21 protein-coding genes and 1 riboswitch are annotated in these 23,719 nt (G+C 70.0%); of the genes, 3 read left to right on the top strand and 18 right to left on the bottom strand.

Going from position 1 to position 23,719, the window contains the following annotated elements; genetic code table 11:
• Complete coding sequence (locus tag ACQ7HM_RS17765) at positions 1-1,173, top strand: substrate-binding domain-containing protein (protein ID WP_434217574.1); 1,173 nt, start codon at positions 1-3, stop codon at positions 1,171-1,173.
• A 6-nt stretch (positions 1,174-1,179) separates the two neighbouring features.
• On the opposite strand, the gene gcvP is transcribed toward ACQ7HM_RS17765, so the two are convergent.
• From gcvP to ACQ7HM_RS17710, 11 genes are all read right to left on the bottom strand, one after another.
• On the bottom strand, positions 1,180-4,038 hold the full coding sequence (gene gcvP / locus ACQ7HM_RS17760) for an aminomethyl-transferring glycine dehydrogenase (protein WP_434217573.1): 2,859 nt from the start codon (positions 4,036-4,038) through the stop codon (positions 1,180-1,182).
• Positions 4,039-4,208: 170 nt separating this feature from the next.
• Positions 4,209-4,309, bottom strand: a riboswitch (glycine riboswitch).
• Between the two features lie 13 nt (positions 4,310-4,322).
• A complete protein-coding gene (locus ACQ7HM_RS17755) occupies positions 4,323-4,967 on the bottom strand; it encodes a MerR family transcriptional regulator (RefSeq protein WP_434217572.1) in 645 nt (214 codons plus the stop codon).
• 266 nt (positions 4,968-5,233) lie between these two features.
• Entirely contained in the window at positions 5,234-5,734 is a 501-nt protein-coding gene (locus ACQ7HM_RS17750) for a bifunctional nuclease family protein (RefSeq protein ID WP_434217571.1), read from the bottom strand.
• A 152-nt stretch (positions 5,735-5,886) separates the two neighbouring features.
• Positions 5,887-6,570, bottom strand: coding sequence for a transcriptional regulator FtsR (ftsR, locus tag ACQ7HM_RS17745; protein WP_434217570.1), 684 nt, complete (start codon positions 6,568-6,570; stop codon positions 5,887-5,889).
• Positions 6,571-6,639: 69 nt separating this feature from the next.
• A complete protein-coding gene (gene garA, locus ACQ7HM_RS17740; RefSeq protein ID WP_200932756.1) occupies positions 6,640-7,098 on the bottom strand; it encodes a glycogen accumulation regulator GarA in 459 nt (152 codons plus the stop codon).
• A 142-nt stretch (positions 7,099-7,240) separates the two neighbouring features.
• Complete coding sequence (gene gcvH / locus ACQ7HM_RS17735) at positions 7,241-7,645, bottom strand: glycine cleavage system protein GcvH (RefSeq protein WP_045822897.1); 405 nt, start codon at positions 7,643-7,645, stop codon at positions 7,241-7,243.
• Between the two features lie 30 nt (positions 7,646-7,675).
• Positions 7,676-8,305, bottom strand: coding sequence for a CDP-alcohol phosphatidyltransferase family protein (locus ACQ7HM_RS17730; RefSeq protein WP_434217569.1), 630 nt, complete (start codon positions 8,303-8,305; stop codon positions 7,676-7,678).
• Between the two features lie 36 nt (positions 8,306-8,341).
• The gene (secA2, locus tag ACQ7HM_RS17725; RefSeq protein WP_434217568.1) at positions 8,342-10,759 is read right to left on the bottom strand and encodes an accessory Sec system translocase SecA2; all 2,418 of its coding nucleotides are present in this window, start codon (positions 10,757-10,759) and stop codon (positions 8,342-8,344) included.
• A 106-nt stretch (positions 10,760-10,865) separates the two neighbouring features.
• Positions 10,866-11,771: an alpha/beta hydrolase gene (locus ACQ7HM_RS17720; protein WP_434217567.1), complete on the bottom strand. Its 906-nt coding sequence runs from the start codon at positions 11,769-11,771 to the stop codon at positions 10,866-10,868.
• A 49-nt stretch (positions 11,772-11,820) separates the two neighbouring features.
• Positions 11,821-12,372, bottom strand: coding sequence for a DUF1990 family protein (locus ACQ7HM_RS17715; protein WP_434217968.1), 552 nt, complete (start codon positions 12,370-12,372; stop codon positions 11,821-11,823).
• Positions 12,372-13,004 (bottom strand): mismatch-specific DNA-glycosylase, encoded by a 633-nt coding sequence (locus ACQ7HM_RS17710; RefSeq protein WP_434217566.1) that lies wholly within the window; start codon positions 13,002-13,004, stop codon positions 12,372-12,374. Before ACQ7HM_RS17710 ends, ACQ7HM_RS17715 begins: the two co-directional genes overlap by 1 nt.
• 77 nt (positions 13,005-13,081) lie before the next feature.
• On the opposite strand from ACQ7HM_RS17710, the gene ACQ7HM_RS17705 reads away from it, so the two are divergent.
• Positions 13,082-13,513, top strand: a complete 432-nt coding sequence (locus tag ACQ7HM_RS17705; protein ID WP_434217565.1) for a VOC family protein — start codon at positions 13,082-13,084, stop codon at positions 13,511-13,513.
• Positions 13,514-13,539: 26 nt separating this feature from the next.
• Here the strand turns inward: ACQ7HM_RS17705 and ACQ7HM_RS17700 are convergent, their stop codons facing one another.
• On the bottom strand, positions 13,540-14,007 hold the full coding sequence (locus ACQ7HM_RS17700) for a phospholipase A2 (protein ID WP_434217564.1): 468 nt from the start codon (positions 14,005-14,007) through the stop codon (positions 13,540-13,542).
• A 179-nt stretch (positions 14,008-14,186) separates the two neighbouring features.
• On the opposite strand from ACQ7HM_RS17700, the gene ACQ7HM_RS17695 reads away from it, so the two are divergent.
• Complete coding sequence (locus tag ACQ7HM_RS17695; RefSeq protein WP_434217563.1) at positions 14,187-15,011, top strand: SDR family oxidoreductase; 825 nt, start codon at positions 14,187-14,189, stop codon at positions 15,009-15,011.
• A gap of 13 nt (positions 15,012-15,024) precedes the next feature.
• Here the strand turns inward: ACQ7HM_RS17695 and ACQ7HM_RS17690 are convergent, their stop codons facing one another.
• From ACQ7HM_RS17690 to ACQ7HM_RS17665, 6 genes are read right to left on the bottom strand one after another with little or no spacing between them, the layout of a single operon-like run.
• Entirely contained in the window at positions 15,025-15,996 is a 972-nt protein-coding gene (locus ACQ7HM_RS17690) for an aldo/keto reductase (protein ID WP_434217562.1), read from the bottom strand.
• Entirely contained in the window at positions 15,996-17,162 is a 1,167-nt protein-coding gene (locus tag ACQ7HM_RS17685) for an endonuclease/exonuclease/phosphatase family protein (RefSeq protein WP_434217561.1), read from the bottom strand. Before ACQ7HM_RS17685 ends, ACQ7HM_RS17690 begins: the two co-directional genes overlap by 1 nt.
• On the bottom strand, positions 17,159-17,476 hold the full coding sequence (locus ACQ7HM_RS17680; RefSeq protein ID WP_434217560.1) for a Dabb family protein: 318 nt from the start codon (positions 17,474-17,476) through the stop codon (positions 17,159-17,161). Before ACQ7HM_RS17680 ends, ACQ7HM_RS17685 begins: the two co-directional genes overlap by 4 nt.
• Positions 17,473-18,498 (bottom strand): alcohol dehydrogenase catalytic domain-containing protein, encoded by a 1,026-nt coding sequence (locus tag ACQ7HM_RS17675; protein WP_434217559.1) that lies wholly within the window; start codon positions 18,496-18,498, stop codon positions 17,473-17,475. The genes ACQ7HM_RS17680 and ACQ7HM_RS17675 overlap by 4 nt, the downstream gene beginning before the upstream one ends.
• A gap of 38 nt (positions 18,499-18,536) precedes the next feature.
• Positions 18,537-20,111, bottom strand: coding sequence for a carboxylesterase/lipase family protein (locus tag ACQ7HM_RS17670; RefSeq protein WP_434217558.1), 1,575 nt, complete (start codon positions 20,109-20,111; stop codon positions 18,537-18,539).
• Between the two features lie 36 nt (positions 20,112-20,147).
• Entirely contained in the window at positions 20,148-23,696 is a 3,549-nt protein-coding gene (locus ACQ7HM_RS17665) for an ATP-binding cassette domain-containing protein (RefSeq protein ID WP_434217557.1), read from the bottom strand.
• Positions 23,697-23,719 lie beyond the last annotated feature (23 nt).

Raw genomic sequence — 23,719 nt, 5'->3', positions numbered from 1 at the left:
ATGGGCCAGCACCGCACCGACGAGAGCCGCCGACGCGGCATCAGCCGAGGCCTGTGGCTGACGATCCTGGCCGTGATCGTGGTGGTGGCGCTCGTCGTGGGATGGAACCTGCTGGGCGAGCGTCTCTCCGACGACGGTGATGCCGCCGCGCGTACCTGCGTGGAGGGGCAGCAGACGGTCACCGTTCTCGCCGACGCCGACATCGCCACACCGCTCGCCGCGATCGCACAGGCCTTCTCGGCGACACGGCCCGTCGTGCGCGATGCGTGCGTCACGGTGACGGTGCGGCCGTCGGATCCCAAGACCACGCTCGAGGGACTGACCGGCACCTGGGACGTCGCGTCGATGGGCGAGTTCCCCGCGGCGTGGGTGCCCGAGTCGTCGGTGTGGAGTGCGCAGCTCCTGGCCGCGCGGTCGTCGGTGGTCGACGGCGATCCGGAATCGCTCGTGTCGTCGCCGGTGGTCCTGGCCGTGGCGCCGGAGCTCGCGCGTGCCGCCGCGGGCCGGGTGTCGTGGATCGAGGTGCCCACCCTGCAACGCAACGACGACAGCCTCGCCGAGTTCGGGTTGCGGGGTTGGGGCTCGTTGCGGATGGCCCGGGCGTCGGGACCGGGCAGCGACGCCACCGTGCTGGCCTCGCAGGCCGTGGCCACCGAGGTGGGTCGGGCGACGGCCGACGGGCTCACCGTGGCCGACGCCCGGTCACCACAGGTGACCTCGACACTCCAGGACCTGCGTCGACGATCCCCCGTCGCGACCGACGGGAGCGCGGCGCGGACGGTGACGACGATCGCGGGCGACGGCGATCCCGCCGGGGCCGCGATCCACGCCGTACCGATCACCGAGCAGGCCCTCTACGCCGCCACCAAGGACAGCGCGCAGCCGTCGGTCGTCGAGCTACGGCCGAACGGCACGACACCGGTCGCCGATCATCCCGTCGTCGACCTGACCGGGCCGCAGGTGAACGCCACACAGGCCGAGGCGGTGGGGGCGTTCTTCCGGTTCGCGCGGACCCCGGAGCAGCTGCAGACCATCACCGCACTCGGATTCCGCGGAGGCGCATCGCTTCCCGCGCGGACCGCGGCGGTCTCGTTCGGCGTCACCCGGACCCCGATGCCGGCGCCCGAACCGGCCGCCGGCGCCGCGATCGCGCAGCTCGTCCTGGGTGGTTGACGCCTCTCAGGCCTCGACGGGCTCGCTGAACGCCTCGATGGGCGGGCAGCTGCAGACCAGGTTGCGGTCGCCGTAGACGCCGTCGATCCGACGGACCGAGGGCCACACCTTGTCGCGGGCCCCGGCGCTCGGACGCCCGTTCGGGAACGCCGCCTCCTCGCGCGAGTAGGGGTGATCCCACTCGGCGACCAGGCACTCGGAGGTGTGCGGAGCACCCCGCAGAGGGTTGTCGTCCAGAGCCCAGGTCCCGTCCCCGACCTTGTCGATCTCCGCCTTGATGGCGACCATCGCGTCGATGAAGGCGTCGATCTCGTCGAGGTTCTCGCTCTCGGTCGGCTCGACCATGAGGGTCCCCGACACCGGGAAACTCATCGTCGGGGCGTGGAAGCCGTAGTCGGCGAGCCGCTTCGCGACATCGTCGACCGTGACGCCGGTCGCCTTCGTGATCGGTCGCAGGTCGAGGATGCACTCGTGGGCCACGGTGCCGTTCGCGCCGGTGTAGAGCACCGGGTAGTGGTCGGCGAGGCGACGGGCGATGTAGTTGGCCGACGCGATCGCGGTGAGCGTGGCCCGCCGCAGACCCTCGGCCCCCATCATCAGGATGTAGGCGTAGGTGATCGGCAGGATCGATGCCGACCCGTACGGGGCTCCGGAGATGGTGATGTCGCCGGGCAGGTCGTCGTCGAGCGGGTGACCCGGCAGGAACTCCGCGAGGTGCTCGCGGACGCCGATCGGCCCGACACCCGGTCCGCCGCCGCCGTGCGGGATGCAGAACGTCTTGTGCAGGTTCAGGTGGCTCACGTCGCCGCCGAACTGACCCGGACGGGCCACGCCGACCAGGGCGTTGAGGTTCGCGCCGTCGACGTAGACCTGACCGCCGGCGTCGTGGACGGCCGAGCAGATCTCGCGGACCTCGTGTTCGAAGACGCCGTGGGTCGACGGGTAGGTGATCATGATCGCGGCCAGTGTCTCGGCGTGGGTGGCGATCTTCTCCTTGAGGTCGGCGGTGTCGACGTCGCCGTTGGCGCGGCAGGCGACGACAACGACGCGCATGCCCGCCATCACCGCCGACGCGGCGTTGGTGCCGTGCGCACTCGACGGGATCAGGCAGATGTCGCGTGACTCGTCACCCCGGCTCAGGTGGTACTTGCGGATCGCGAGCAGGCCCGCGTACTCGCCCTGCGATCCCGCGTTGGGCTGCAGGCTGATCCGGTCGTAGCCGGTGATGTCGGCCAGCCACTTCTCGAGGCGGGTGATCATGGTCCGCATACCGGCCACGTCGGACTTTGGTGCGAACGGATGCAGCCCGGCGATCTCGGGCCAGGTGATCGGCTCCATCTCCGCGGCCGCGTTGAGTTTCATCGTGCACGAGCCGAGCGGGATCATGCTGCGGTCGAGCGCGATGTCCTTGTCGGACAGTCGCCGCAGGTAGCGCAGCATGGCCGTCTCGGTGTGGTAGCGGCTGAAGGCGGGGTGGGTCAGGAACTCCGAGGTGCGTGCCGGACTGATCGCCGCCGACTCGGTGTCGCCCGCGGGAGCGACGCCGAACGCGGAGACCACCGCGGCGACATGCTCGGGGGTGGTCGTCTCGTCGCAGGCGACACCGACGTGGTCGGCGTCGACGAGACGCAGGTTGATGCCCGCGTCGTTCTTCGCCGCGGACACGACCTCGGCGGCGCGGCCGGGCACCGACACCAGCAGGGTGTCGAAGTAGTTGTCCTTCACGACGTCGACCCCGCCGGCGGTCAGTGCCGTGGCGATCGACGCCGCGCGGGCGTGCACGCGCTGCGCGATGCCAGTCAGCCCCCGCGGTCCGTGATAGCTCGCGTACATGGCGGCGAGGACGGCGAGGAGCACCTGGGCGGTGCAGATGTTGCTGGTCGCCTTGTCGCGGCGGATGTGCTGCTCGCGGGTCTGCAACGACAACCGGTACGCGAGGTTGCCGTCGGCGTCCTTCGACACCCCGACCAGACGGCCGGGCAGCTGACGGGCGTGGGCGGTGTGCACCGAGAGGTAGCCGGCATGCGGGCCACCGAAGCCCATCGGCACACCGAAACGCTGTGTGGTGCCGAAGCACGCGTCGGCGCCCTGGTCGCCGGGAGCGGTGATGAGCGTCAGGGCCAGCAGATCGGCGCCGACGGCCACGAGGGCGCCACGCTCGTGGGCCGCGGCGATGATCGGGGCGGCGTCGATGACGGCGCCCGAGGCCGCGGGCACCTGCAGCAGCACCCCGAAGAACTCGCCGTCGGGCAGGCCGGCGGTGAGATCGGCACGGACGACCTCGATGCCGAGCGGCTCCGCGCGGGTGGCGATGACCGCGGCGGTCTGGGGGAACACGTCGGTGTCGACGAGGAAGCGCGGCGACTTGCTCTTGTTCGCACGGCGGAGCAGCGTCATCGCCTCCGCCGCGGCGGTCGACTCGTCGAGCATCGACGCGTTCGCGACATCCATGCCGGTCAGGTCCGACACCATCGTCTGGAAGTTGAGGAGGGCCTCGAGGCGTCCCTGGCTGATCTCGGGCTGGTACGGGGTGTACGCGGTGTACCAGGCGGGGTTCTCGATGATGGAGCGCCGCAGCACCGCCGGGGTGTGGGTGCCGTAGTAGCCGAGTCCGATCATCGACGTGGCCACGGTGTTCTGCGCGGCCAGTGCGGCGAGCTCGGCGAGCGCCTCGACCTCGGTGGCGGCGGGCGGCAGCGTCTGCAGCCCGTTGGCGTCGGCCGGATCGGCGATCGAGGCGGGCACGACGCGGTCGGCGAGGTCGTCGAGGGAGGAGATCTCGAGCACCGACAGGATGCGGGCGAGGTCGTCGGAATCAGGTCCGACATGGCGATCGGCGAAGACATCGGAGAACAGCTCGGTCACGGGAGAACCTTTGCGCCGAGTCCGGCGGCACGCCGGACTGAGGTGGGTCCTCCCCCTCTGTCCTGCCGTCACCGACGACGTGCGTCGGCTCGGGCGCCTGAGAGATTCAACCGCGTGAGCGGCCTTTCACCGTGGGCGGGTGACTCGGTCACCACTTTCCAGAGACGCCGGCGTACGACACGGTCCTTGTGCCTGAGAGATTGGCGGAGAGGTGTTGCTCCTTCGGCGGCCGGGACCCTCGCGGGTCACGACGCTCTCCCGTGTCGCGGCGACGTAGGAAGAGTCTAGCCGGTACGGCGTGCGCGGGTCTTGCGGCGAGCCGCGAGCTCGTCCTCGGGGGCGGTCTCGGCGACGGCGCCGTCGGCGCGCTCACCCGGGAAGTCGGCGATGGTGCCCGACAGCTCACGCATCGCGCCGGCGACGGCGATACCGAACACACCCTGACCGCCCTGCAACAGGTCGACGACCTCTTCGGCCGACGTGCACTCGTACACGGTGGTGCCGTCGGAGAACAGGGTGATGCGTGCGAGATCCTCGACACCGCGTTTGCGCAGGTGATCGACGGCGACGCGGATGTTCTGCAACGAGATCCCGGTGTCGAGGAGTCGCTTCACGATCTTGAGGACCAGGATGTCCTTGAACGAGTACAGCCGCTGGCTTCCGCTGCCTGCGGCGCCGCGGATCGACGGCACGACCAGCGAGGTGCGCGCCCAGTAGTCGAGCTGGCGGTAGGTGATGCCGGCGATCTGGCAGGCACTCGGTACGCGGTAGCCGACGAGTTCGTCGGGCACGGTGTCGTTGGGGAACAGTCCCGGCGCGATGTCGTCGAGGGTGCCCTGCCGGGCCTGCTGCACCGAGGCCACTGCCCCGGCGTCGGTCGCGTCGGCAGCGGTGTCCGCATCGTCGCGGGTGGTCGGCTCGTCGCCCACTGAGTTCTCCTCGAATGCTCGGGGGAGTCCCCGGCAACCCGAGGAATGATGGTGCGAACACCATCGATGTCACTCAGATTACGCCGTCTACCCGACCCTGGGTGCCGTCCCGCTCGTCGCGGGCGTCGTGGTGAACGGTAGGTGCGCCGACACGTGGTTTCAATGCGACTCGCGGGCGGCTCAACCTCAACGTCAGCTTGAGGGTCAACTGTGATCCGGCAGAGGCCCAACCGTGACCTCGGGCGGCAACTCCCCTGTCACACCGATCAGGCTCCGCCTGAGGCCTTGAAGTCGTCCGGCGAGATGGTGTCGAGGAACTCCTTGAACTTCTCGACCTCGTCTTCCTTGACCTCGTCGCCGTCTGCGGAGTCCTCGTCGGGGATCAACAGACCCGCCTCGGCGAGCACACCCTCGTCGGCGATGATCGGCACCTCGGCGCGCATGGCGACGGCGACCGAGTCCGACGGCCGGGCCGACACCCGGAGATCGCCGGTGAAGACGAGCTCGGCGTAGAAGGTGCCCTCCTGCATGTCCACGATGCGGACCTCGACGAGTTCCTGGCCGAACGCCGCGACGAGGTTGACGATCAGGTCATGGGTGAGCGGACGCGGGGGCTCGACACCCTTCTGCTTGAGGGCGATCGACGCGGCCTCGCTCTGTCCGATCCAGATCGGCAGGTAGCGCTCGCCGTCGACCTCGCGCAGCAGCAGCACGGGTTGTCCCTGGGGCGGCTCCACCCGGATCCCCACGACCTGCATCTGACCCATGCGCTTCTCCCAACGGCATCGAATATCGCCTGACCTCGGATTCGACGCTACACCTCACCGGCGTGCACGCGCCCACCTTGCGCATGCGCAGGCCTTGATCAGAATGGTCGTGCGCGCGTGCACAGTTCGTCGGTACCGCGACGTCGGGCGTTTCAGTCCAGCGCGTCGCGGACGGCGGCCTTCACCAGTTGGGTGTGCAGGGTGACCGAGAGAGCGGCGACCTCGCGGATCAGTTCCTCGGCGCGGTCGCGGGCACCGGCGCCCTTGCCCTTCGCGATCGGGTTGGCGATCTGGGCGACCAGCCCGGCCTCCCGATCGGCGGAGACCTTGAACGCCCGCAGGTGCCGGGCCTCGAGTCCGTAGTCGGCCAGCGCCGAGGCGGCCTCGACGAGGCGCACGGCGTCCTCGTCGAAGAACCCGCCCGCACCGGGCGTCAACAGCCCGCTGCGTTGGAGTTCGGCGACGAACGCGGTATCGGCGCCGGTGCGTTCGATGAGGGTCTCGCGGGAGATGCGGCCACCGGAGCGTTCGAAATCGACCGCGGGGGCCACCCACGACCGCGCCGAGGACAGCAGCCGCGGGGTACCCGGATCGATCCGCTCGCCGCGATCGATGGCCTCGAGTTGTTCCTTGATCACCTTGAGCGGCAGGTACCGGTCCCGCTGGGCAGTGAGGACGAAACGCAGGCGTTCACAGTCGCCGGTGCTGAAGCGCCGGTATCCCGACGGCGAACGCTGCGGGGTGATCAGCCCCTCCGATTCGAGGAACCGGATCTTCGAGATGGTCACGTCCGGGAAATCGCCGCGCAGCTGATCGAGCACCGAACCGATGGACATGGAGCCCTCGGCCGGTGATCGGTCTGCTGAGTTCTTCGGTCCCGGACCCGAGGACGGCGAGGTCACGCGTTACCCGTTGGCCGAGGACCCGTCGGCGTGCGGACCGCTGAGGAAGACGAGCCGGAACTTGCCGATCTGCACCTCGTCCCCGTTGGCCAGCACCGCGGAGTCCACGGGCTCACGGTTGACGTAGGTGCCGTTGAGGCTGCCCACGTCGACGACCTGGAACTCGTTGTCGCCCAGACGGAATTCGGCGTGACGACGGCTCACGGTCACGTCGTCGAGGAAGATGTCGCTGTCGGGATGCCGCCCGGCCGACGTGGTGGTCTGATCGAGGAGGAACCGCGACCCGGCGTTGGGGCCGCGCTTGACGACCAGCAGCGCGGTGCCGGCCGAGAGCCGCTCGACCGCGGTCTCGGCGGACTCGGTGGTGGACCCGCTGTTCGCGTCGAGTTCCTTGATGAAATCGGCGCGGAAGACCGACGTCGTCTCCACGGGGGCGTCGAGGTCCTTCTCGTTGTCGCTCACCACTTCTCCTTAAGCTCTTCTGGTGTCCGGCCCCGGTGGGGTTCGGTCAACACTGTTGTCACGCCGGATGAGGCCCGCCCGTCGGGTCGATCCTAACCGCACCGAGGTGCCTCGGAACGACACCGCCGACGTGGCGCCGAGGTCAGTCCTCGATGGCGGTGCGGTACCCGTCGGCGTCGAGCAGATCCTCCAGGATCACGCTCAGATCGGTGTCCTCGGCGACCGCGATCTCGACGAGCCACCCCGCGCCGTACGGGTCGGAGTTGACCAGTTCGGGGGTCGCGTCGAGGTCGTCGTTCACCGCGGCGATGGTGCCCGCGAGCGGGCCGTAGATGTCGGACACACTCTTGGTCGACTCGACCTCGGCGAAGGACTCACCGGAGTCGACGGCATCGTCGACGGCGGGGAGCTGCACGAAGACGACGTCGCCGAGCTGGTCCTGGGCGTAGGCGGTGATGCCCACACGCACGACGCCGGGGCGGACCTGCTCGATCCACTCGTGTTCCACGGTGTAGCGCAGGTTTTCGGGAACCTCAGTCTCACTCACGCGGAGAACCTTAGCGTGGATCGCGGTCCGTCATCCCCCCACCCGTGGCATCTGACTCCCCACCCGTGGCATTTGTCTGAGCACGAGCACCGTTTGCCACCAGTACTGCGCGAACGACCACAGGTACATGCCGATCCCCCACACCAGGAACGCCCAGCCGATGGGATGCATGATGTCGCCGAACAGTCCGTCGAGCTCGCCGCCGAGCACGAACGGGAACCCGTACATCAGCGAGAACGTCGCCGCCTTGCCGACGTAGGTGACCGGCAGGGCCGTCATGCCGCGGGTGCGCAGCAACGGCACGCTGGCGAGCAACAACAGGTCGCGCGCCAGCAGGATGGCGATCATCCACCACGGCACGATGTCGCGGATGCCCAGGCCGATGGGGATCACGATCATGTACAGCCGGTCGGCTGCCGGATCGAGCAGCGCGCCCAGGCGTGACGACTGGTTGAGCAGACGCGCGAGTTTGCCGTCGGCCCAGTCGGAGAACCCGGACACCAGCAGCACCACGAACGCCCAGCCGTCGGCCTCGACGAACAACAGCAACCACACGAACACCGGCACCAACAGCAGGCGCAGGAAGCTCAGCAGGTTCGGGACGGTCAGGATGCGATCCGACGGGGTGTCGGTGGTGGCGAGGGGCCCGTCGGGATCCATGCGCTCAGACTGTCACAGACAGCGCCGCGACACCGGTCACCGGAAGATGCCGATGATGCCCTGCAGCGTCTTCGCGCCGCCGCCCGCGAACGGGTTGTCGTGGACCATGTAGGTCCACGTCGTGGTCGACCGACGCAGATCGGCGGCGTCGAGGTCGACACCGTCGGCGGTGATCGTCGCCTCGCGGAAGGTGGTGCGCGACTTCTCGACCGCGTCGCCGGGCAGCCGCGAGAACTCGTCGAGGATGAGCTTGTGGAACTCGTCGAGCGGGCTCTCCCGGCCGATCGAGCGCAGGTGGATGCTGGCCCGGACGTCGGCGACGAACGCGAGATGGTCGGCCCAGGCGCGATCGAGGTGGAACAGCGCGATCTCCCGCGCCGCCTGCACCAGCACCTCGTGCGGCACCGGTTCGGTGCGTACGGCCACCGTGCCCGCCGCCTTCTCCCCCGCGTCGTCGGTCTCCTCGGTCGACGCGGCGCCGTGTCGACCGCTGCTCTTCGAGGCTGCCGTACCGGTCAGCTCCGCGACGCGGTCGGGTTCGGACTCGGTGAACTCGTCGAGCGCCACCTCGGTGGTCAGCAGCTCCATGCGCCGTTTGACGACGATGTCGCGTTGCTGGTTGACCAGCTTGTTGTAGCGCCAGGTGTTGGCGTGCAGCTCGAGCATGATGCCCTCGGCGACGCGCTGGGCCTGCTCGATGAGTTCGATCCCCTTCTCCCCCATCGAGCCGTCCTCCTCCTCCGACTCCGGGTCACGCTTGAACGAGAGGTTCTTGGTGACGACCGGGTCCTGCAGGCTGGAGAAGAAGACCGACCGGCCGGGGTCGCCCTGACGGCCGGCGCGACCGCGCAGCTGGTTGTCGAGGCGTTCGGTGTCGTGTCGACCGGTGCCGATGACGCACAGCCCGCCGAGCTCGACGATCTGATCGCGCGCGCCGGTGGACCGCCCGTCCTTCTCGCCCCGTGAGCCACCGAGCTTGATGTCGGTGCCGCGACCGGCCATCTGGGTGGAGACGGTGACCGCGTTGAGCGCACCGGCCTCGGCGATGATCGCCGCCTCCTGCGCGTCGTTCTTGGCGTTGAGCACGACACTGGTCACGCCCGCCCGCTCGAGAAGGTAGACCAGCTCCTCGGACTCGGCGACGTCGTGGGTGCCGATGAGGACCGGCTGCCCGGTCTCGTGGATCTCCTTGACGAACGCGACGACGGCCTCGGACTTGTTGTGCTTGCTGTCGAAGACGCGGTCGGGCTCGTCGATGCGGATGTTGTCGGCGTTCGGCGGGATCTGTGAGACGGCGAGTTCGTAGAACTGACGGAACTGCTCGCCCGCGGCCAGCGCGGTACCGGTCATGCCGCACACCGTGGGGTACCGGCCGATGAGGGCCTGCACGGTCATCGTGTCGATGACCTCACCCGAATCGGTCTGCGCGAGGCCCTCTTTCATCTCCACCGCGGCCTGCAGACCATCGGGCCAGCGCTGCAGCTGCGCGACGCGACCGCGTGAGGCGTTGATGAGGTGGACCTCGCCGTTGCGCACGATGTAGTGCACGTCGCGCTCGACGAGGATGTGCGCGTGCATCGCGATGTTGACGTGCACCAGCGTGGTGCCGACGTGTTCCTCGTCGTAGAGGTTGATGTCGCCGAGTTCGGCCTCGACGAACTGCGCGCCCTCGTCGGTGAGGAACACGTTGCGTCCCTCGGTGTCGATCTCGTAGTGGTTCTTCTTGAGCTTGCCGACGACGTCGTGGATGACGCGGTCGGGGACCTCGCCGGTGGTGGCGCCGGCCAGGATCAGCGGGACGAGGGCCTCGTCGACGAGCACCGAGTCGGCCTCGTCGATGATGGCGACATCGGGCCGCGGGGACACCAGTTCGTCGGCGTGGGTGACGAGCTGATCGCGCAGCACGTCGAAGCCGACCTCGTTCACCGAGCCGTAGGTGATGTCGGCGTCGTAGGCGGACTTGCGCTCGTCGCGGGTCGAGGACTCCGACACGGCACCGGAGGTGATGTCGAAGAGGGTGAACAGCGGCTTCATCCACTCCGCGTCGCGGGTGGCGAGGTAGTCGTTGACCGAGATGACGTGCACGCGGCGTCCCTGCAGGACGTAGCCGACGGCGGCGATCGCGCCGGCGAGGGTCTTGCCCTCACCGGTGGCCATCTCGACGACGTCGCCCTCGAGCAGACGCAGCGCACCCTGGAGCTGCACGTCGAAGGGGCGCAGATCGAGGGCCCGGTCGCCGGCCTCGCGGGCCAGGGCGAGGAACTTCGCGCGATCGGTGCCCGCGGGATCGGTGATGTCGAGCTTCTCGGCGGCCGCGGCGAACTCGGCGTCGTCGAGGCCGGCCGCCCACGAGTCGTGTTCGGTCGACCGCTTGATCAGTGCGACCGACTTCGACTGGTTGCGCGACGACTGCGCGCCCAGAGCCCGCCACATCCTGTTCGAGAGCTTTCCCACCGCGTCGAACTCCTACCTGTGTGTCGACACCGCGTGGTGCCGAGTGCTACCGGGCCGAGTCGGCGTGACGCCCCTCGGCGCGGTCCACGGTACGCGGGCCACCGCCTCAGACGGGGAGGGCCTCGCGCAGGAACTGCACGTAATCGGCCACGGCGATCTCGAAGGGTTCGCCGACGTAGATGTCAAAATGGCCGACGGGATACCGCTTGATCACGCCCCGGGGGGCCTTCGCCGCGAACTTCAGGGTCGGCCCCGACGGTGCGACGGTGTCCTTCTCGCACACCGCGAACAGCACCGGGACCTCGATGTCGGCGGCGTACCTCCCGGGCCGCTGCATCGGGATCTGCAGCCCGATGGTGGCGGCGACGGCGTTGGCGAAGTCGTCGTTGCCGTCGGGGACGATGCCGAGGTATCCGCCGAGCGCGTCGTGGGAGTTCATCAGTGCCGCCTCACCGGGGCGACCGGCGAGCGGCACCATCACCCGCGACCGGCGCGTGAGGTGCGCGATGGCGTCGCGCAGGCCCAACGCGGTCACGCGGATCGACGGCCCGACGCCGAGCGTGAGCGCCGAGGCGATGCCGGAGGTGAAGGGACACTGGGAGATGACCGCGGCGACCCGCGGGTCCCGGGCCGCGACGGCCAGGACGTGACCGCCGCCGAAGGACGTACCGAACAGGACGACGCGATCGGGATCGATCCCGTCGAGTCCCCGGGCGTAGGCGATCGCGGCATGCCAGTCGGCGCGCTGCTTGTCGATGTCGAGCAGTTGGCGCGGGGTGCCCTCGCTGTCGCCGAAGTGGCGGTAGTCGAAGACCAGCGCGGCGTAGCCGGCATCGACGAAGCGCTCGGCGAAGGCGTCGAGTCGCATCTCCTTCACCGCACCCAGCCCGTGGCCGAGGACGACGATCGGCACCGGCCCCGATGCGGAGTCGTGGCGGTCGGGCCGGTAGAGCCAGCCCGCGCATCGTTCGCCTGCGGAGGTGAAGCCCACATCGGTTCGCGTCACAGTCATGCGCAGACCCTATGCAGTCGCGTGGCCGCCGCGCGAGGATGCGTCGCGATCAGTCGGGCAGACCGGCGACGGCCCGCAGGTACCGCCCGGCGACGAGATGTTGGGCGACGGGCCCCAGCGGACCGGCGACCCGGGTGAGCAGGCTGCCGGGCCGCGAGAAGGCGCGAACGGCGAAGACGACGGAGTCATCGGATCGGTGTTCGACCACGAACGACTCCTCCCCGGATTCCGGGTGACCGGCGAGTGTGCCGTAGGCGAATCCGGCCCGCCGGGTCTCGTCGACGACATAGACGACCCTTGTGGGGGCGTGCAGTCGCAGCGGACCCACACCGATCGCGATCCGGGCGATGGCACCGTCGACGATGGGGTCGTCGGAGGCGGCCACCGCGATGCCCGACCGCAGCTGGACCTGCCACCCCATCACCGCCTGCGCGCAGCGGGCGAACCGGGCACTCCCGTGGCCGACGGTGACCTCACGGCGCTGATGGCCGTATCCCGGCGGCAGCGGATCGGTGGCAGTGGCGCCGACCTCGGGATAGGTGAACGGCGCGGCGCGCAACTCCTCGATCGCCTTCTGCGGCAGCCGGGTGGTGGCACGCATCATCGTCGACGCACCTTCTTGACCGGTTCACGGGGAGGCGGAACCGCTGCGGCCACGGTGTCGCCGACGATCAGCCCTGCCGCGGTGGCGGCGTCACGGTAGGCGGCGGCGAGGGAGTCGACGGTGTCGTGGGCGTTGAGACCGCTGGGGTTGGGCATCACCCACACCGGGCAGCCGGCGATGTCGTCGTCGGGCTGTCGGCCGGTGGTTGCCTTGGGTCGCTGAAAAGCGGTGCGATAGGCCGTGATCCCGGCGAAGGCGACGAGCGCGGGCCGCACCCGCGACACGGTCTCGGTGAGGACGAGTGCGCCCGCACGCAGCTCCGCGGTGGTCAGGTCGTCGGCACGGGCAGTGGCCCGCGGTACCAGATTGGTGATGCCGATGCCGGCATCGATGAGGGTCGCGCGGTCGGCGTCGGTGAAGCCGTCGGAGGCGTCGATGATGCGGTCGACGATGCCCGCGCAGTGCAGCGCCGGATAGAAGCGGTTGCCCGGGCGGGCGAAATGCGCGCCGGTCGCGGCGGTCCACAGTCCCGGGTTGATGCCCACGATGAGCATGCGGCAGTCGGGTCCGATCAGGTCCTCGATGACGTCGTCGCGATATGACTCGAGCTGCGCCCTCGTGAATCCCATACCTGACTTGTACACCTCCGCGGGCGGTCGTCGGCGTCTGCGTGCGCCGAGGGCGGCGCTCGTCCTACCGTGGGTCGATGCGGATGCAGACGCACTTCATCACCGTCGCGACCCACGATCTCGACGCCGCGCGCGACTTCTACTGTGCGCGTCTGGGATGGGACGCCCTCATGGACGTGCCCGGCGAGATCCTTTTCTTCCAGGTCGCTCCCGGACTCCTCCTCGGACTGTTCGACTCCGCGAAATACGATGCCGACCTCGGCGGGACCACGACGACCACCGGCATCAACGGCGTCACCCTCGCCTCCAACGTCGACGACCGCAACGAGGTCATCGCGGTCGTCGACGAGATGGTCGCGGCCGGCGCCACGGTGCTGGTGCCACCGCAGGACGGCGCGTTCGGAGGCATCTTCCACGCCCACGTGCGCGACCCGAACGGGCTGATCTGGGAGATCGCGCACAACCCCGGATGGCGGGTCACCGACGACGGGACGGTCGTCTTCGACTAGGGGTTCGACTCTCGTGGTGGGCGCCGCTACAGGTGGGCGACGGTGACCGCGGCGTAGTAGACGTCGGCGGTGGCGACGCACGTCTGGTACGACGCCCCGCTGCCGCCGTATGCGTAGGCGCAGTTGGTGATCAGGTCGGTGCGCAGCGCCGAGTTGCACGCCGAATAGTTGGTTCCCGCGCGGTCGGCCGCGTCGTAGCAGAGGTCGTGGCGGGCGCAGGGTCCGCGGAAGTCGGCGCTGAAGTAGCTGTCGGGTGACGACGTGCAGTAGTCGTGCCGCGCGACGGGCGCCAGGTTCACGTTGTAGATGTAGTTGCTGGGCACGCTCACGAACGCGGCACGCTGCGCCGAGCGTGTCTGTGCGCTGAGCGGCGGACCCGGGTAGACCTGCGAGGCGGCCTGTGCGGCGGGGTCGACGGGGTACTGCTCGGTCGGGGTGGCGTTCGCGACGGCGCCGTCGCCGATGATCGCGAAGAACAGCAGGAGGGCGGACACGACAGCCGCGCGAGTTTTGTTCATTGCCTGAACTAAGCAGATCGGTGTGTCAGGCGGACGTCGATCGCGCAAACCACCGGAGACGGGAATGGTGCGCAGGAGTAACGACGTTGCCTTCGAAGCACCGACCGGCATCGGTCGGTCGCGAGGCGGGACCCACACAGCGAGAGGCGGACGTCATGAGCGGCAAGGTCTGGTTCATCACCGGGACATCACGAGGATTCGGACGGGAGTGGGCGATCGCCGCACTCGATCGGGGCGACAAGGTCGCGGCCACCGCGCGGGACACCTCGTCGCTCGACGATCTGGTCGGCAAATACGGCGACGCGATACTGCCCATCGCGCTCGACGTCACCGACCGCGACGCCGACTTCGCGGCGGTCGCGAAGGCCCACGACACGTTCGGGCGCCTCGACATCGTCATCAACAACGCCGGGTACGGCCTCTTCGGGTTCGTCGAGGAGGTCAGCGAATCGGAGGCGCGCGCGCAGATCGAGACGAATGTCTTCGGCGCACTGTGGATCACGCAGGCCGCACTCCCCTACATGCGTGAGCAGGGCAGTGGCCACATCCTGCAGGTGTCGTCGATCGGTGGCATCAGCGCCTTCCCGCTGGTCGGGCTGTACCACGCCTCGAAGTGGGCGCTGGAGGGGTTCTCCCAGTCACTGGCGCAGGAGGTCGCCGACTTCGGCATCCACGTGACCTTGATCGAGCCGGGCGGCTTCTCCACCGATTGGAGCGGTCCGTCGGCGAAGCACGCCACCGAACTCGACGCCTACGCCGAGGCCCACGAGAAGGCGCAGCAGGCGCGGGCGAAGCGCAGCGGCACCCCCGGCGATCCGGCGGCGTCGGCGCGCGCTCTGCTCAAGGTGATCGACGCCGAGACCCCGCCGCTGCGGGTGTTCTTCGGTGAGGCGCCGCTGGGGATCGCGAAGGCCGACTACGAGAGCCGGATCGCGAACTGGGAACAGTGGCAGGATGTCGCGCTGGAGGCCCAGGGCTGAATCCTGTTCGGTCCTAGCCGAATCCGACGACGGGTCGCGGTCGATAGGGCGCTTCGAGGGCCGCGATCTCGTCGTCGTCGAGGTCCACGGTGGTCGCGGCGATCGCGTCGTCGAGATGGGCGACGGTGCGCGCACCGATGATCGGCGCGGTGACAGCTGACTTGTGCAGGACCCACGCGAGGGCCACCTGCGCGCGAGGGACGCCGCGGCGGTCGGCGATCTGGGCGACGGCGTCGACGATGGTGCGGTCGTCGTCGGTGTAGAGCGTCGAGCCGAAGGCGTCGGTGGAGCTGCGTTCGGTGGAGGTGTCCCAGTCGCGGGTGAGTCGGCCGCGGGCGAGCGGGCTCCACGGGATCACGCCGACACCGGCGTCGAGGCACAGCGGGTGCATCTCGCGCTCCTCTTCGCGGTGGAGCAGGTTGTAGTGGTCCTGCATCGAGACGAAACGCGTCCACCCGTTGCGCTCGGAGACGTGCAGCGCCTTGGCGAACTGCCAGGCGTACATCGACGACGCCCCGATGTAGCGCGCCTTGCCCGCCTTCACGACATCGTGGAGCGCCTCGAGGGTCTCCTCGATCGGGGTCAGCGGATCCCACCGGTGGATCTGGTAGAGGTCGACGTGGTCGGTGCCCAGGCGGCGCAAGCTGCCGTCGATCTCGGTCATGATCGCCTTGCGGGACAGCCCACGCTCGTACGGCGCGGTGCGTCCGTTGTGGAACACCTTGGTGGCGATCACGACGTCGTCGCGGTCGGCGACGTCGCGCAGCGTGCGTCCGACGATCTCCTCGCTCGACCCGGCCGAGTACGAGTTCGCGGTGTCGAAGAAGTTGATGCCCGCCTCCAGGGCGTGCGCGATGACGGGTCGCGACTGCTCCTCGGTCAGGGTCCACTCGTGGGTTCCCCGTCCGGGTTCGCCGAAGGTCATGCAGCCCAGACTGATCCGCGACACGCGCAGTCCGCTGGCCCCCAGGTTGACGTAGTCCATCAGTTCTCCTTCTGGCGCAGGTGCAGGTCGACGGTGACCGGCGAGTGGTCGCTCGCCGGTGTCTCCCCGGGCGGGGTGTCGTGTTTACGGGCGTCGGTCGCGGCGAAATGCGCCGACGCGTAGACGCGATCACTGTTCGCGGGGGCGCCGGCCGTCGCCTCGGACAGTCCGGCGGCGGCGAAGCGTTCGTGTTCGGCGGCGAACTCCGGTGAGCCGTCGCGCACGTTGAAGTCGGCCCCGACGATGGTGGGCCCCGGCCACCGGCCGAGGATCTCGGCGACCGGCGCGACCTGTCGTGCGGGTTCGTCGACGCCGTCGTGGGGGGAACTGAAATGCCCGGACACAAGCCGGATCTCGTTACCCGCCGGGGTACGGATCATCGCATCGCAGGCCCCGCGCGGCTGGTACTCGGTGACGGCTCCGAACGGGCGCGGGCGACGGCCGAACCACCCGCCGATCACGCCGATCCACATGTCGGCGGCCGAGCGCAGACGCCGCGTCGTGCCATCGCCGAACGGGTCGGAGATGCGTAGCCCGCGGGCGTCGCCGACGGTGATCCCACCGAACGTGAGGATCCCGGTGCCCTCCCGTCGCCCGTAGATCTTGCCCGCGGCCGGGGCCATCACCGCGCCGGTGGGATTCAGCCGCCGGGCCAGCCGGGCGAGGGTGTCGGTGCCGTTGGAGCGCACGGCGAAGTCGTCGAGTTCTTGCAGGAGGACGACGTCAGGGGTGTGCGCGGCGATCGTGGCCGCGAGGCGGTCGAGGGTGGCCGGGGTGGCGAAGAACTTGCCGGGCCCGCCCATACCGCCGTGGACGTTGAACTCCATCACCCGCAGCGTCTCGGGGACCACGTCGACGATCGGCGTGTCGGTGCGATGCGGGCCGAGGCGCAGGCCGAGGAACTGCGAGACCGCGAACGCCACCGCGAATCCGCCGACCGCGCCCGCGACTGCCGCGGACACCACCCCGCCCGAGGCGAGGACGGCGATCACGATGCCGATGACGACGCCCGCGATCACCCACCAGCCGCGGTCGCGGATGGTGGTCCCGACCACGTCGATGAGTCCCGGCCGGTGATCGACGATGTCGATGCGCGGCAGCATCGGGTCCGGCGAGCGCGGGATGCGCGCGACGGTGTGGACGGCGACGTCGGCGGTGAGGGTCACAGGCCGGGGGCGATCTCGAACTGCACACGGGCGACCTGCTCGCACACCTCGACGATCTGGGCGCGGAACACGTTGTGCACCGGGTCGGTGTCGTAGGCCTCGTACGCGGGAGCGTCGATCCAGTCGTTGGTGATGGCGAAATCCCAACCACCGGCGCGTAGTTCGACGTCGAGACCGCAGTGGTTGGCCAGTACCCCGGGAAGTCGCAGCGCCGCTATCCCGTCGAGACCCGCCCGTAGTTGTCGTCGGTCGGCCTGCGCCTGCCGATCGTCCTCGGCCTCCCGGAGTCGGCCCACCACCACGTTGCGGATCATGACCCGATTATGGCGGCCACACGCACCACGGTCACGCCACCGACGCCTGCGGACGGTTCCCCGAGCGCCATGAGGCGGGCCGGCGCGTCGTCGAGACCGATGGTCTCCGATACCAGGTCCTGCGGTCGTAGGGTGCCGTCGGCGATCTCGGCGAGCATCGCGGGGTAGGTGTGGGCGGCCATGCCGTGACTGCCGAGGATCTGCAGTTCACGGGCGATCACCGCACCCATCGGCACCGGCGGCGTGTCCTCGGCGCCGAGCAGTCCGACCTGCACGTGACGGCCGCGTGGCCGCAGGCATCCGAGCGAGGCGCGCATGGTCGCCGGCGCGCCGAACGCGTCGATCGACACATCCATGTCGGTGACCCCGGTGGCGTCCGGACAACTTTGCGCGGCACCGAGTTCGGTGGCGCGGTCACGACTGCGCCTCGACGGGTCGACGGCCACCACGTGGGCGCCGCGGGCGGCGGCGATCATCACTGCCGACAGTCCCACTCCCCCGCATCCGTGGACCGCGACCCGTTCGCCGGCGCGGACGGCGGCCACCTGGACGACGGCGCGATAGGCCGTCGCGAAGCGACATCCCAGCGACGCCGCGGTGTCGAGGTCGACGGCATCGGGAACGGCGACGAGGTTGACGTCGGCATGGTCGAGGGCGACCCGTTCGGCGAACGAGCCGTGGTGGGTGAATCCGGGCTGGGTCTGCCGCTCGCACACCTGCTGATCGCCCCGGGCGCAGGCCGCACAGTCACCGCACGCGCACACGAACGGAACGGTGACGCGTGCACCGACGGTCCATCGCTGCACGTCGGGGCCCACCTCGACCACGGTGCCGGCGAGTTCGTGGCCGGGGACGTTGGGCAGGGGGATGTCGGGGTCGTGACCCTGCCAACCGTGCCAGTCGCTGCGACACAGGCCGGTGGAGCCGACAGCCACGACGACGCCGTGCGGTGGACAGGTCGGCTCCTCGATCTCCTCGATCGAGACCGGTCCCCCGAAACTGCGATAGATCGCTGCGCGCACGATCCCAGTCTGCCGCAGGGTGACGGCGACCCCGCGGGTCAGGTAAAGCTCAGCACCTCGTCGCCCCACGCCGAACGGATCGCCTTGTCGAGATCGACCACGACGTCGTCGGTGCGGTCGATGACCAGCGTGGCGCGGTCGTCGCCGTAGGGCGGCCAGGCCGGATCGCCGGCGAGACCGTCGGGCGTGCCGGAGGCGGCGAAGGCGATCCACCGGTGTTGCATCCGGCGCGACACCGCCTCGCCGGTCGCCCGTCCGCCGAGCTTGAAGGTGATGTCCTTCCACCCGCTGGTGAGGGTGCCGAACACGTAGGGCAGTTCGGTGGCGTGGGTGGCGCCGATGCGGAACAGCCGCAGGATGGTGGTCGCCCAGTCGAAGCGGTAGAGGAACACCGGCGCGATCTGGCTGTGGCCGTCGGCGAGCCACACCGTCGGCATCCGGAATCCGATGTCGCGGGCGACGGCCTCGCCGCGGCCCTTCTCGCGCACGTCGGCGTAGGCCTCGAGCACGACCTCTTCGGTGGGGAGCGGCAGATCGGGCCGCTCGCGTGCGATCTGGGCGAACATCGACCGGATGGAGTCCGGGGTGATCGGGATCAGCGGTGAGCGCATCAGCCGGAAGAGAGCGGCCTCGTCCTTGTTGGTGCCGATCATCAACGGCACCGGATGCGCGCGGTGGTCCCGGAACGCCGACACCGGGTAGTCGGGGACGAGGTCACGGTCGACGACCGGGGCGAAGGCGAGGGTGCCGGGCGAACTCTTGGGTGTCGCGTCGAACAGGGCGTTGCCCACCTCGGCGATCCGGTCGGCGGGGATCGTCAGCAGGTCGGTGACGGCGTCCGGCGACACCCCGATGGCGTCGAGGAACTTCTCGGCGATGCCGCGGGCGCGGGCGCTGTCGTAGACCGAGGTGGCCGGCGAGCTCTGGGCGATCGCCCGGTGGAAGAGTCCTTCGGCGGCGGGGACGGTCATGAGGGTGGTGACCATTCCACCGCCCGCGGACTCACCGAACAGGGTGACCTGGTTCGGGTCGCCACCGAAGGCGGCGATGTTGTCGCGGACCCAGCGCAGCGCGGCGATCACGTCGCGCAGGGCCAGGTTCGACTCGAACCGGTGGTCGGCAGTGTCGAACGGGTTCGGGTCGAACGACGTGAGATCGAGGAATCCGAGCGCCCCCAGCCGGTAGTTCACGGTCACCACGACGACCTCACCGCTCGCGGCCAGCGACGTGCCGTCGTACATCGGCTGGCTCGCCGAGCCCAGGACATAGGCGCCACCGTGCACCCACACCATCACCGGCCGCTTCGCACCGGTGTCCGGACCGGTCCCTGCGGCCCAGATGTTGAGGAACAGGCAGTCCTCGTCGAGGGTGACGCCGTCGCCGAGATCGAAGAACGGCAGGGTCGGTTGGGGTGCCGCCGCGCCGTAGCGCGTCGCATCGGCGGGCTCGGTCCACGGTGTCGGTGGCTGCGGTGCGCGCCACCGCAGATCACCCACGGGCGCCGCGGCGTAGCGCACGCCCTTCCACGACCGGATGGTGCCGGTCGCTTCGGTGTGCGTGACCGACCCGCGCACGGGTCCGCTGTCGGTCATCACCAGGGTGTCGTCGCTCATCGGTCCAGTGTGCCGAACGCCGACTCCCACAGAGCGCTAGCCGGCGAGGTGCCCCCACCGGGACTCGAGATCGGTCCACGTGCCGGTGGCGACCGCGATCCCGTCGACGAGCACGACGACCCGGTCGGCCTGCGCCAATGCGGCCCGCTTCGAGCTCGCCCCGAGGATCGTCATCCCGCGTTCCCGTAACCCCGCCCACAGCTCGACCTCGGTTGTGGCATCGAGCGCACTCGACACATCGTCGGCGAGAAGCAGTTCCGGGCGCACGGCCAGCGCGCGCGCCAACGCCAGTCGTTGCACCTGCCCACCGGACAACCGGACACCTCGGTGCCCGACCACCGCGTCGATGCCGCCGGCCGCAGCGACGTCGGGCTCGAGTCGCGCGGCGGACACGGCGTCGGCGAGGGGACGGTCGTGGTCGAGGGCGATGTTGTCGGCGAAGGTTCCCGAGAGCACCCGCGGCACCTGGGCGATGTGTGCGACGCGGCCCGGCCGCAGGAACGTCTCGGCGTCATCGATCTCGGCGCCGTTCCACCGGATGGAGCCGGTGTGCGCGACGAGACCGCACAGACTCGACAGCAGGCTGGATTTGCCCGACCCGACCTGACCCACCAGGAGGACGAGCTCCCCCGCCGACACCGTCAGATCGACCCCGATCACACCCCGCGTCCCGTCGTCGTGCACCGCGGTGAGGCCGCGCAGTTCGAGGCTGTGCAACGGGGTGCGGGGTTCGGCGGGCGCTGCGGGTGCGGTCCCGCCGATGAGGTCGACACCGTCCGGCACGTCCATGAGGTCGGCGCCGCCCGCGAATCCGGCGGTGGCGCGCTGCCAGGCGCGGGTGCCCGGCGCCTCGGTGATGACCGCGCCGGCCACCCGCCCGAAGTAGTCGAAGCCGGCGACCGCGCCGGAGACGAGAAGGGCTGTGGCGAGCCCCCACCCGTCGAGGAGGTAGATGGTCCACGCGGCCACCACACCGAGTTGCACCATCACCACCGGCACGCCGATGAGCACCGACTGGACGCGGTGTTCGCGCACCGCGGCATCCACGCGACCGTCGTCGACACGGCTCAGGTGGGCGTGGACGTCCTCGGTGGCGGCGGCGAGTTTGACGGTGCGGACGCTCTCCAACGAAGACACCAGCGCGCGGCCGAAACCCGCGCGGGTCGCCGAGGCCGCAGCAGCCGACCGACCGGCGATGGGTCGACCGATCACCGACGCCGCGGCGGCGGCGAGCATCACCGCGAGCAGGATCCCGCCCGCGAGCACACTCCCACCGAGGACGCCTGTCACCACGACCACGAACAGACCATTGATGACGTCGATCCACCGGTCGCCGTACCGGAGGAATCGATCGGAGTCGAGTACACGGGACATCACCTCGCCGGGCGGCGTGCGCGGCAACCGGTGCGGACGTGTCTGCGCCTCGAGCACCGTCATCCGGATCCGGAGCGACACCGCGTTCCACCACGGCAGGAACCCGCGCAGCGCGGCGGCGAGGACGAACGGGGCGCTCAGCAGCACGCCGAGCATCACCGCAGTGAGCCCGATGGGGGTGTGCCCGCGCTGCAGCCCCGAGACGAGGTGGCCCCACACGAACCCGGTGAGCGCACCGCCGGCGCCGATGATGGCGGCGACGGCGAAGAGTGCGGTGCCGACGACACCCCATCGCGGATGCGTCAGCAGCATCCGCCGGACCCCGCGCGTCAGCGTCGACCCGGGGCCGACCGGTCGGGGTGTCGGTGGCGTGCCCGTACGGCGAACGCCTCCCACACCGGGCGCTGCTTCGTCGGTGGTCGTGTGGACGTCGGGATCGACATCCGCCGACACCGCCCCTGCGCGAAGCGGATCGAGGTCGGCGGCGTCGAGGAGCCGGCGGAACGGTCCGGTCCCGGCCTGCAGGTGACGGCGGGTCCCGAACTCGATGACCCGTCCTCCGTCGAGGACGGCGATGGTGTCGGCGCGGGCGACGGTGGTGAGCCGGTGGGCGATGAGGATGCCGGTCCGCTCGGCGAGGAGCCTGTCGGCGGCGTGCACGACGCGGGCCTCGGTGACGGGGTCCATCCGGGCGGTGGCCTCGTCGAGCACCACCACCCGGACATCGCGCACGAGGAGCCGCGCGAACGCGACGAGCTGTTCCTCGCCTGCGGACAGCCGGGTCCCGCCGGGTCCGAGGACCGTGTCGATCCCGTCGGGCAGCCCGGCGACCCAGTCGTCGAGTTCGAGGTCGGACAGGGCGTCGCGCACGCGACTGCGTGAGGTGTCGGCGAACAGCACGATGTTCTCGGCGAGGGTGCCCGCGATGATCTCGGTGCGCTGGGTGACGACGCCGACCGACGACCGGAGGTCGTGGAGGTCGAGATCGCACACGTCGACGCCGCCGACGAACAGGGTTCCCCGCGGCGGATCGACCGCCCGCGACACCAGCGACGCCAGCGTCGACTTGCCCGACCCGGTCCGACCGACGAGCGCGCACGTCTGCCCTGCGTCCACCGTGAGGTCAACGGCGGACAGCACCGTCGGTCCGTCGGCGTAGGCGAACGACAGTGCGCGCACGGCAATGTCGAGGGGACCGGCCGGCAGAGGAGCCCCGCCCACGGGTTCGGGTGTGGTGTCGAGGACCTGCCGCAGACGCACCACCGCACCCATCCCCGCCTGCAGTTCGGGCAGATGCCGTGCGAGTTGGTTGATCTGGCCGATGAGTCCGGAGCTGACGAGGTACAGCGTGATGAGGCGGGCGACGTCGAGATCACCGTGCGCGACGAGCGCGACACCGGCGACGACCACGCCCCCGAGCAGCAGGTACAGCAGTCCGCCCGCGCGGATGGTGATGCGCGATTCGGCGACGATGACGCGTCGGAACCTGCGTCCGATCTCGGCCGACAGCTCGGCACAGCGACGCACCAGGTACGCCTGTCCACCGCTCGTGCGGAGGTCGTCGGCGGCGGCGAGGCCCTCCTCCATCGCCGCGGCGTGGTCGGTCCAGGCCGCTTCCTCGGCCACCTTGCGCGCCCGCAACTCGGTCAGCAGCGGACGGATGGAGAACAGGATCAGCGGCCCCATCACCGGGAAGATGATGAACGCCGGCCACCAGGTGAGTCCGGCGACGATCAGCATCGGGACCGTACCTACGACGGTGCGCAGCGCGTCCCACACCTGCAGGCGCACCAGCGTTCCCACCTCGTGGGTGTCGTCGTCGACGCGGTCGAGGACCTCGCCCACCGCCTGTTCGGACAGTCGATCGAGCGGCTGACGTAGCGCTGCGCTCAGGAGGTCGCCGCGGAGCTCACCCTCGGCGCGGTCGGCGATGCCGGCCCACACCGTGCGGCCCGCGGTGTCGAGCAGCGCGTATCCGAGCAGGCATCCGGCCAGTGCTCCGAGGAGCGCCGACCCGGGATCGGTGGCCACGCGCCCGATGACGACGGTGCCCAGAGCCTGCAGGATCGCGGCGACGGTCAGCGCCACGAGTGCGGCGCCGGTGGCAGGCCGCGCCAGCCGACGCCACGAGACCTGGCGCGCCGACTCCACGACAGAACTCACCCGCGCCGAGGCGGCGCGGGTGGGCTGCGGGGTCGTGGTGGCAGTCATCCTTAGAGACGCTACGCATCGCC

The sequence above is a fragment of the Williamsia sp. MIQD14 genome (genome assembly GCF_051025635.1).
Lineage (GTDB): Bacteria > Actinomycetota > Actinomycetes > Mycobacteriales > Mycobacteriaceae > Williamsia_A.
The sequence above is the reverse complement of the archived record's forward strand: the minus strand, read 5'-3'. Positions and strand labels throughout refer to the sequence as shown.

Coding starts and splice junctions, on each gene's coding strand:
- ftsR (WP_434217570.1), bottom strand. CDS start 6,570: ATGTCCATCGGTTCGGTGCTCGATCAGCTGCGCGGCGATTTCCCGGAC.
- ACQ7HM_RS17715 (WP_434217968.1), bottom strand. CDS start 12,372: ATGCGTGCCACCACCCGGCTGCCGCAGAAGGCGATCGAGGAGTTGCGC.
- ACQ7HM_RS17720 (WP_434217567.1), bottom strand. CDS start 11,771: ATGACTGTGACGCGAACCGATGTGGGCTTCACCTCCGCAGGCGAACGA.
- ACQ7HM_RS17695 (WP_434217563.1), top strand. CDS start 14,187: ATGAGCGGCAAGGTCTGGTTCATCACCGGGACATCACGAGGATTCGGA.
- ACQ7HM_RS17670 (WP_434217558.1), bottom strand. CDS start 20,111: ATGAGCGACGACACCCTGGTGATGACCGACAGCGGACCCGTGCGCGGG.
- ACQ7HM_RS17730 (WP_434217569.1), bottom strand. CDS start 8,305: ATGGATCCCGACGGGCCCCTCGCCACCACCGACACCCCGTCGGATCGC.
- ACQ7HM_RS17765 (WP_434217574.1), top strand. CDS start 1: ATGGGCCAGCACCGCACCGACGAGAGCCGCCGACGCGGCATCAGCCGA.
- ACQ7HM_RS17750 (WP_434217571.1), bottom strand. CDS start 5,734: ATGGGTCAGATGCAGGTCGTGGGGATCCGGGTGGAGCCGCCCCAGGGA.
- ACQ7HM_RS17690 (WP_434217562.1), bottom strand. CDS start 15,996: ATGGACTACGTCAACCTGGGGGCCAGCGGACTGCGCGTGTCGCGGATC.
- ACQ7HM_RS17680 (WP_434217560.1), bottom strand. CDS start 17,476: ATGATCCGCAACGTGGTGGTGGGCCGACTCCGGGAGGCCGAGGACGAT.
- ACQ7HM_RS17710 (WP_434217566.1), bottom strand. CDS start 13,004: ATGGGATTCACGAGGGCGCAGCTCGAGTCATATCGCGACGACGTCATC.
- ACQ7HM_RS17665 (WP_434217557.1), bottom strand. CDS start 23,696: ATGACTGCCACCACGACCCCGCAGCCCACCCGCGCCGCCTCGGCGCGG.
- ACQ7HM_RS17705 (WP_434217565.1), top strand. CDS start 13,082: ATGCGGATGCAGACGCACTTCATCACCGTCGCGACCCACGATCTCGAC.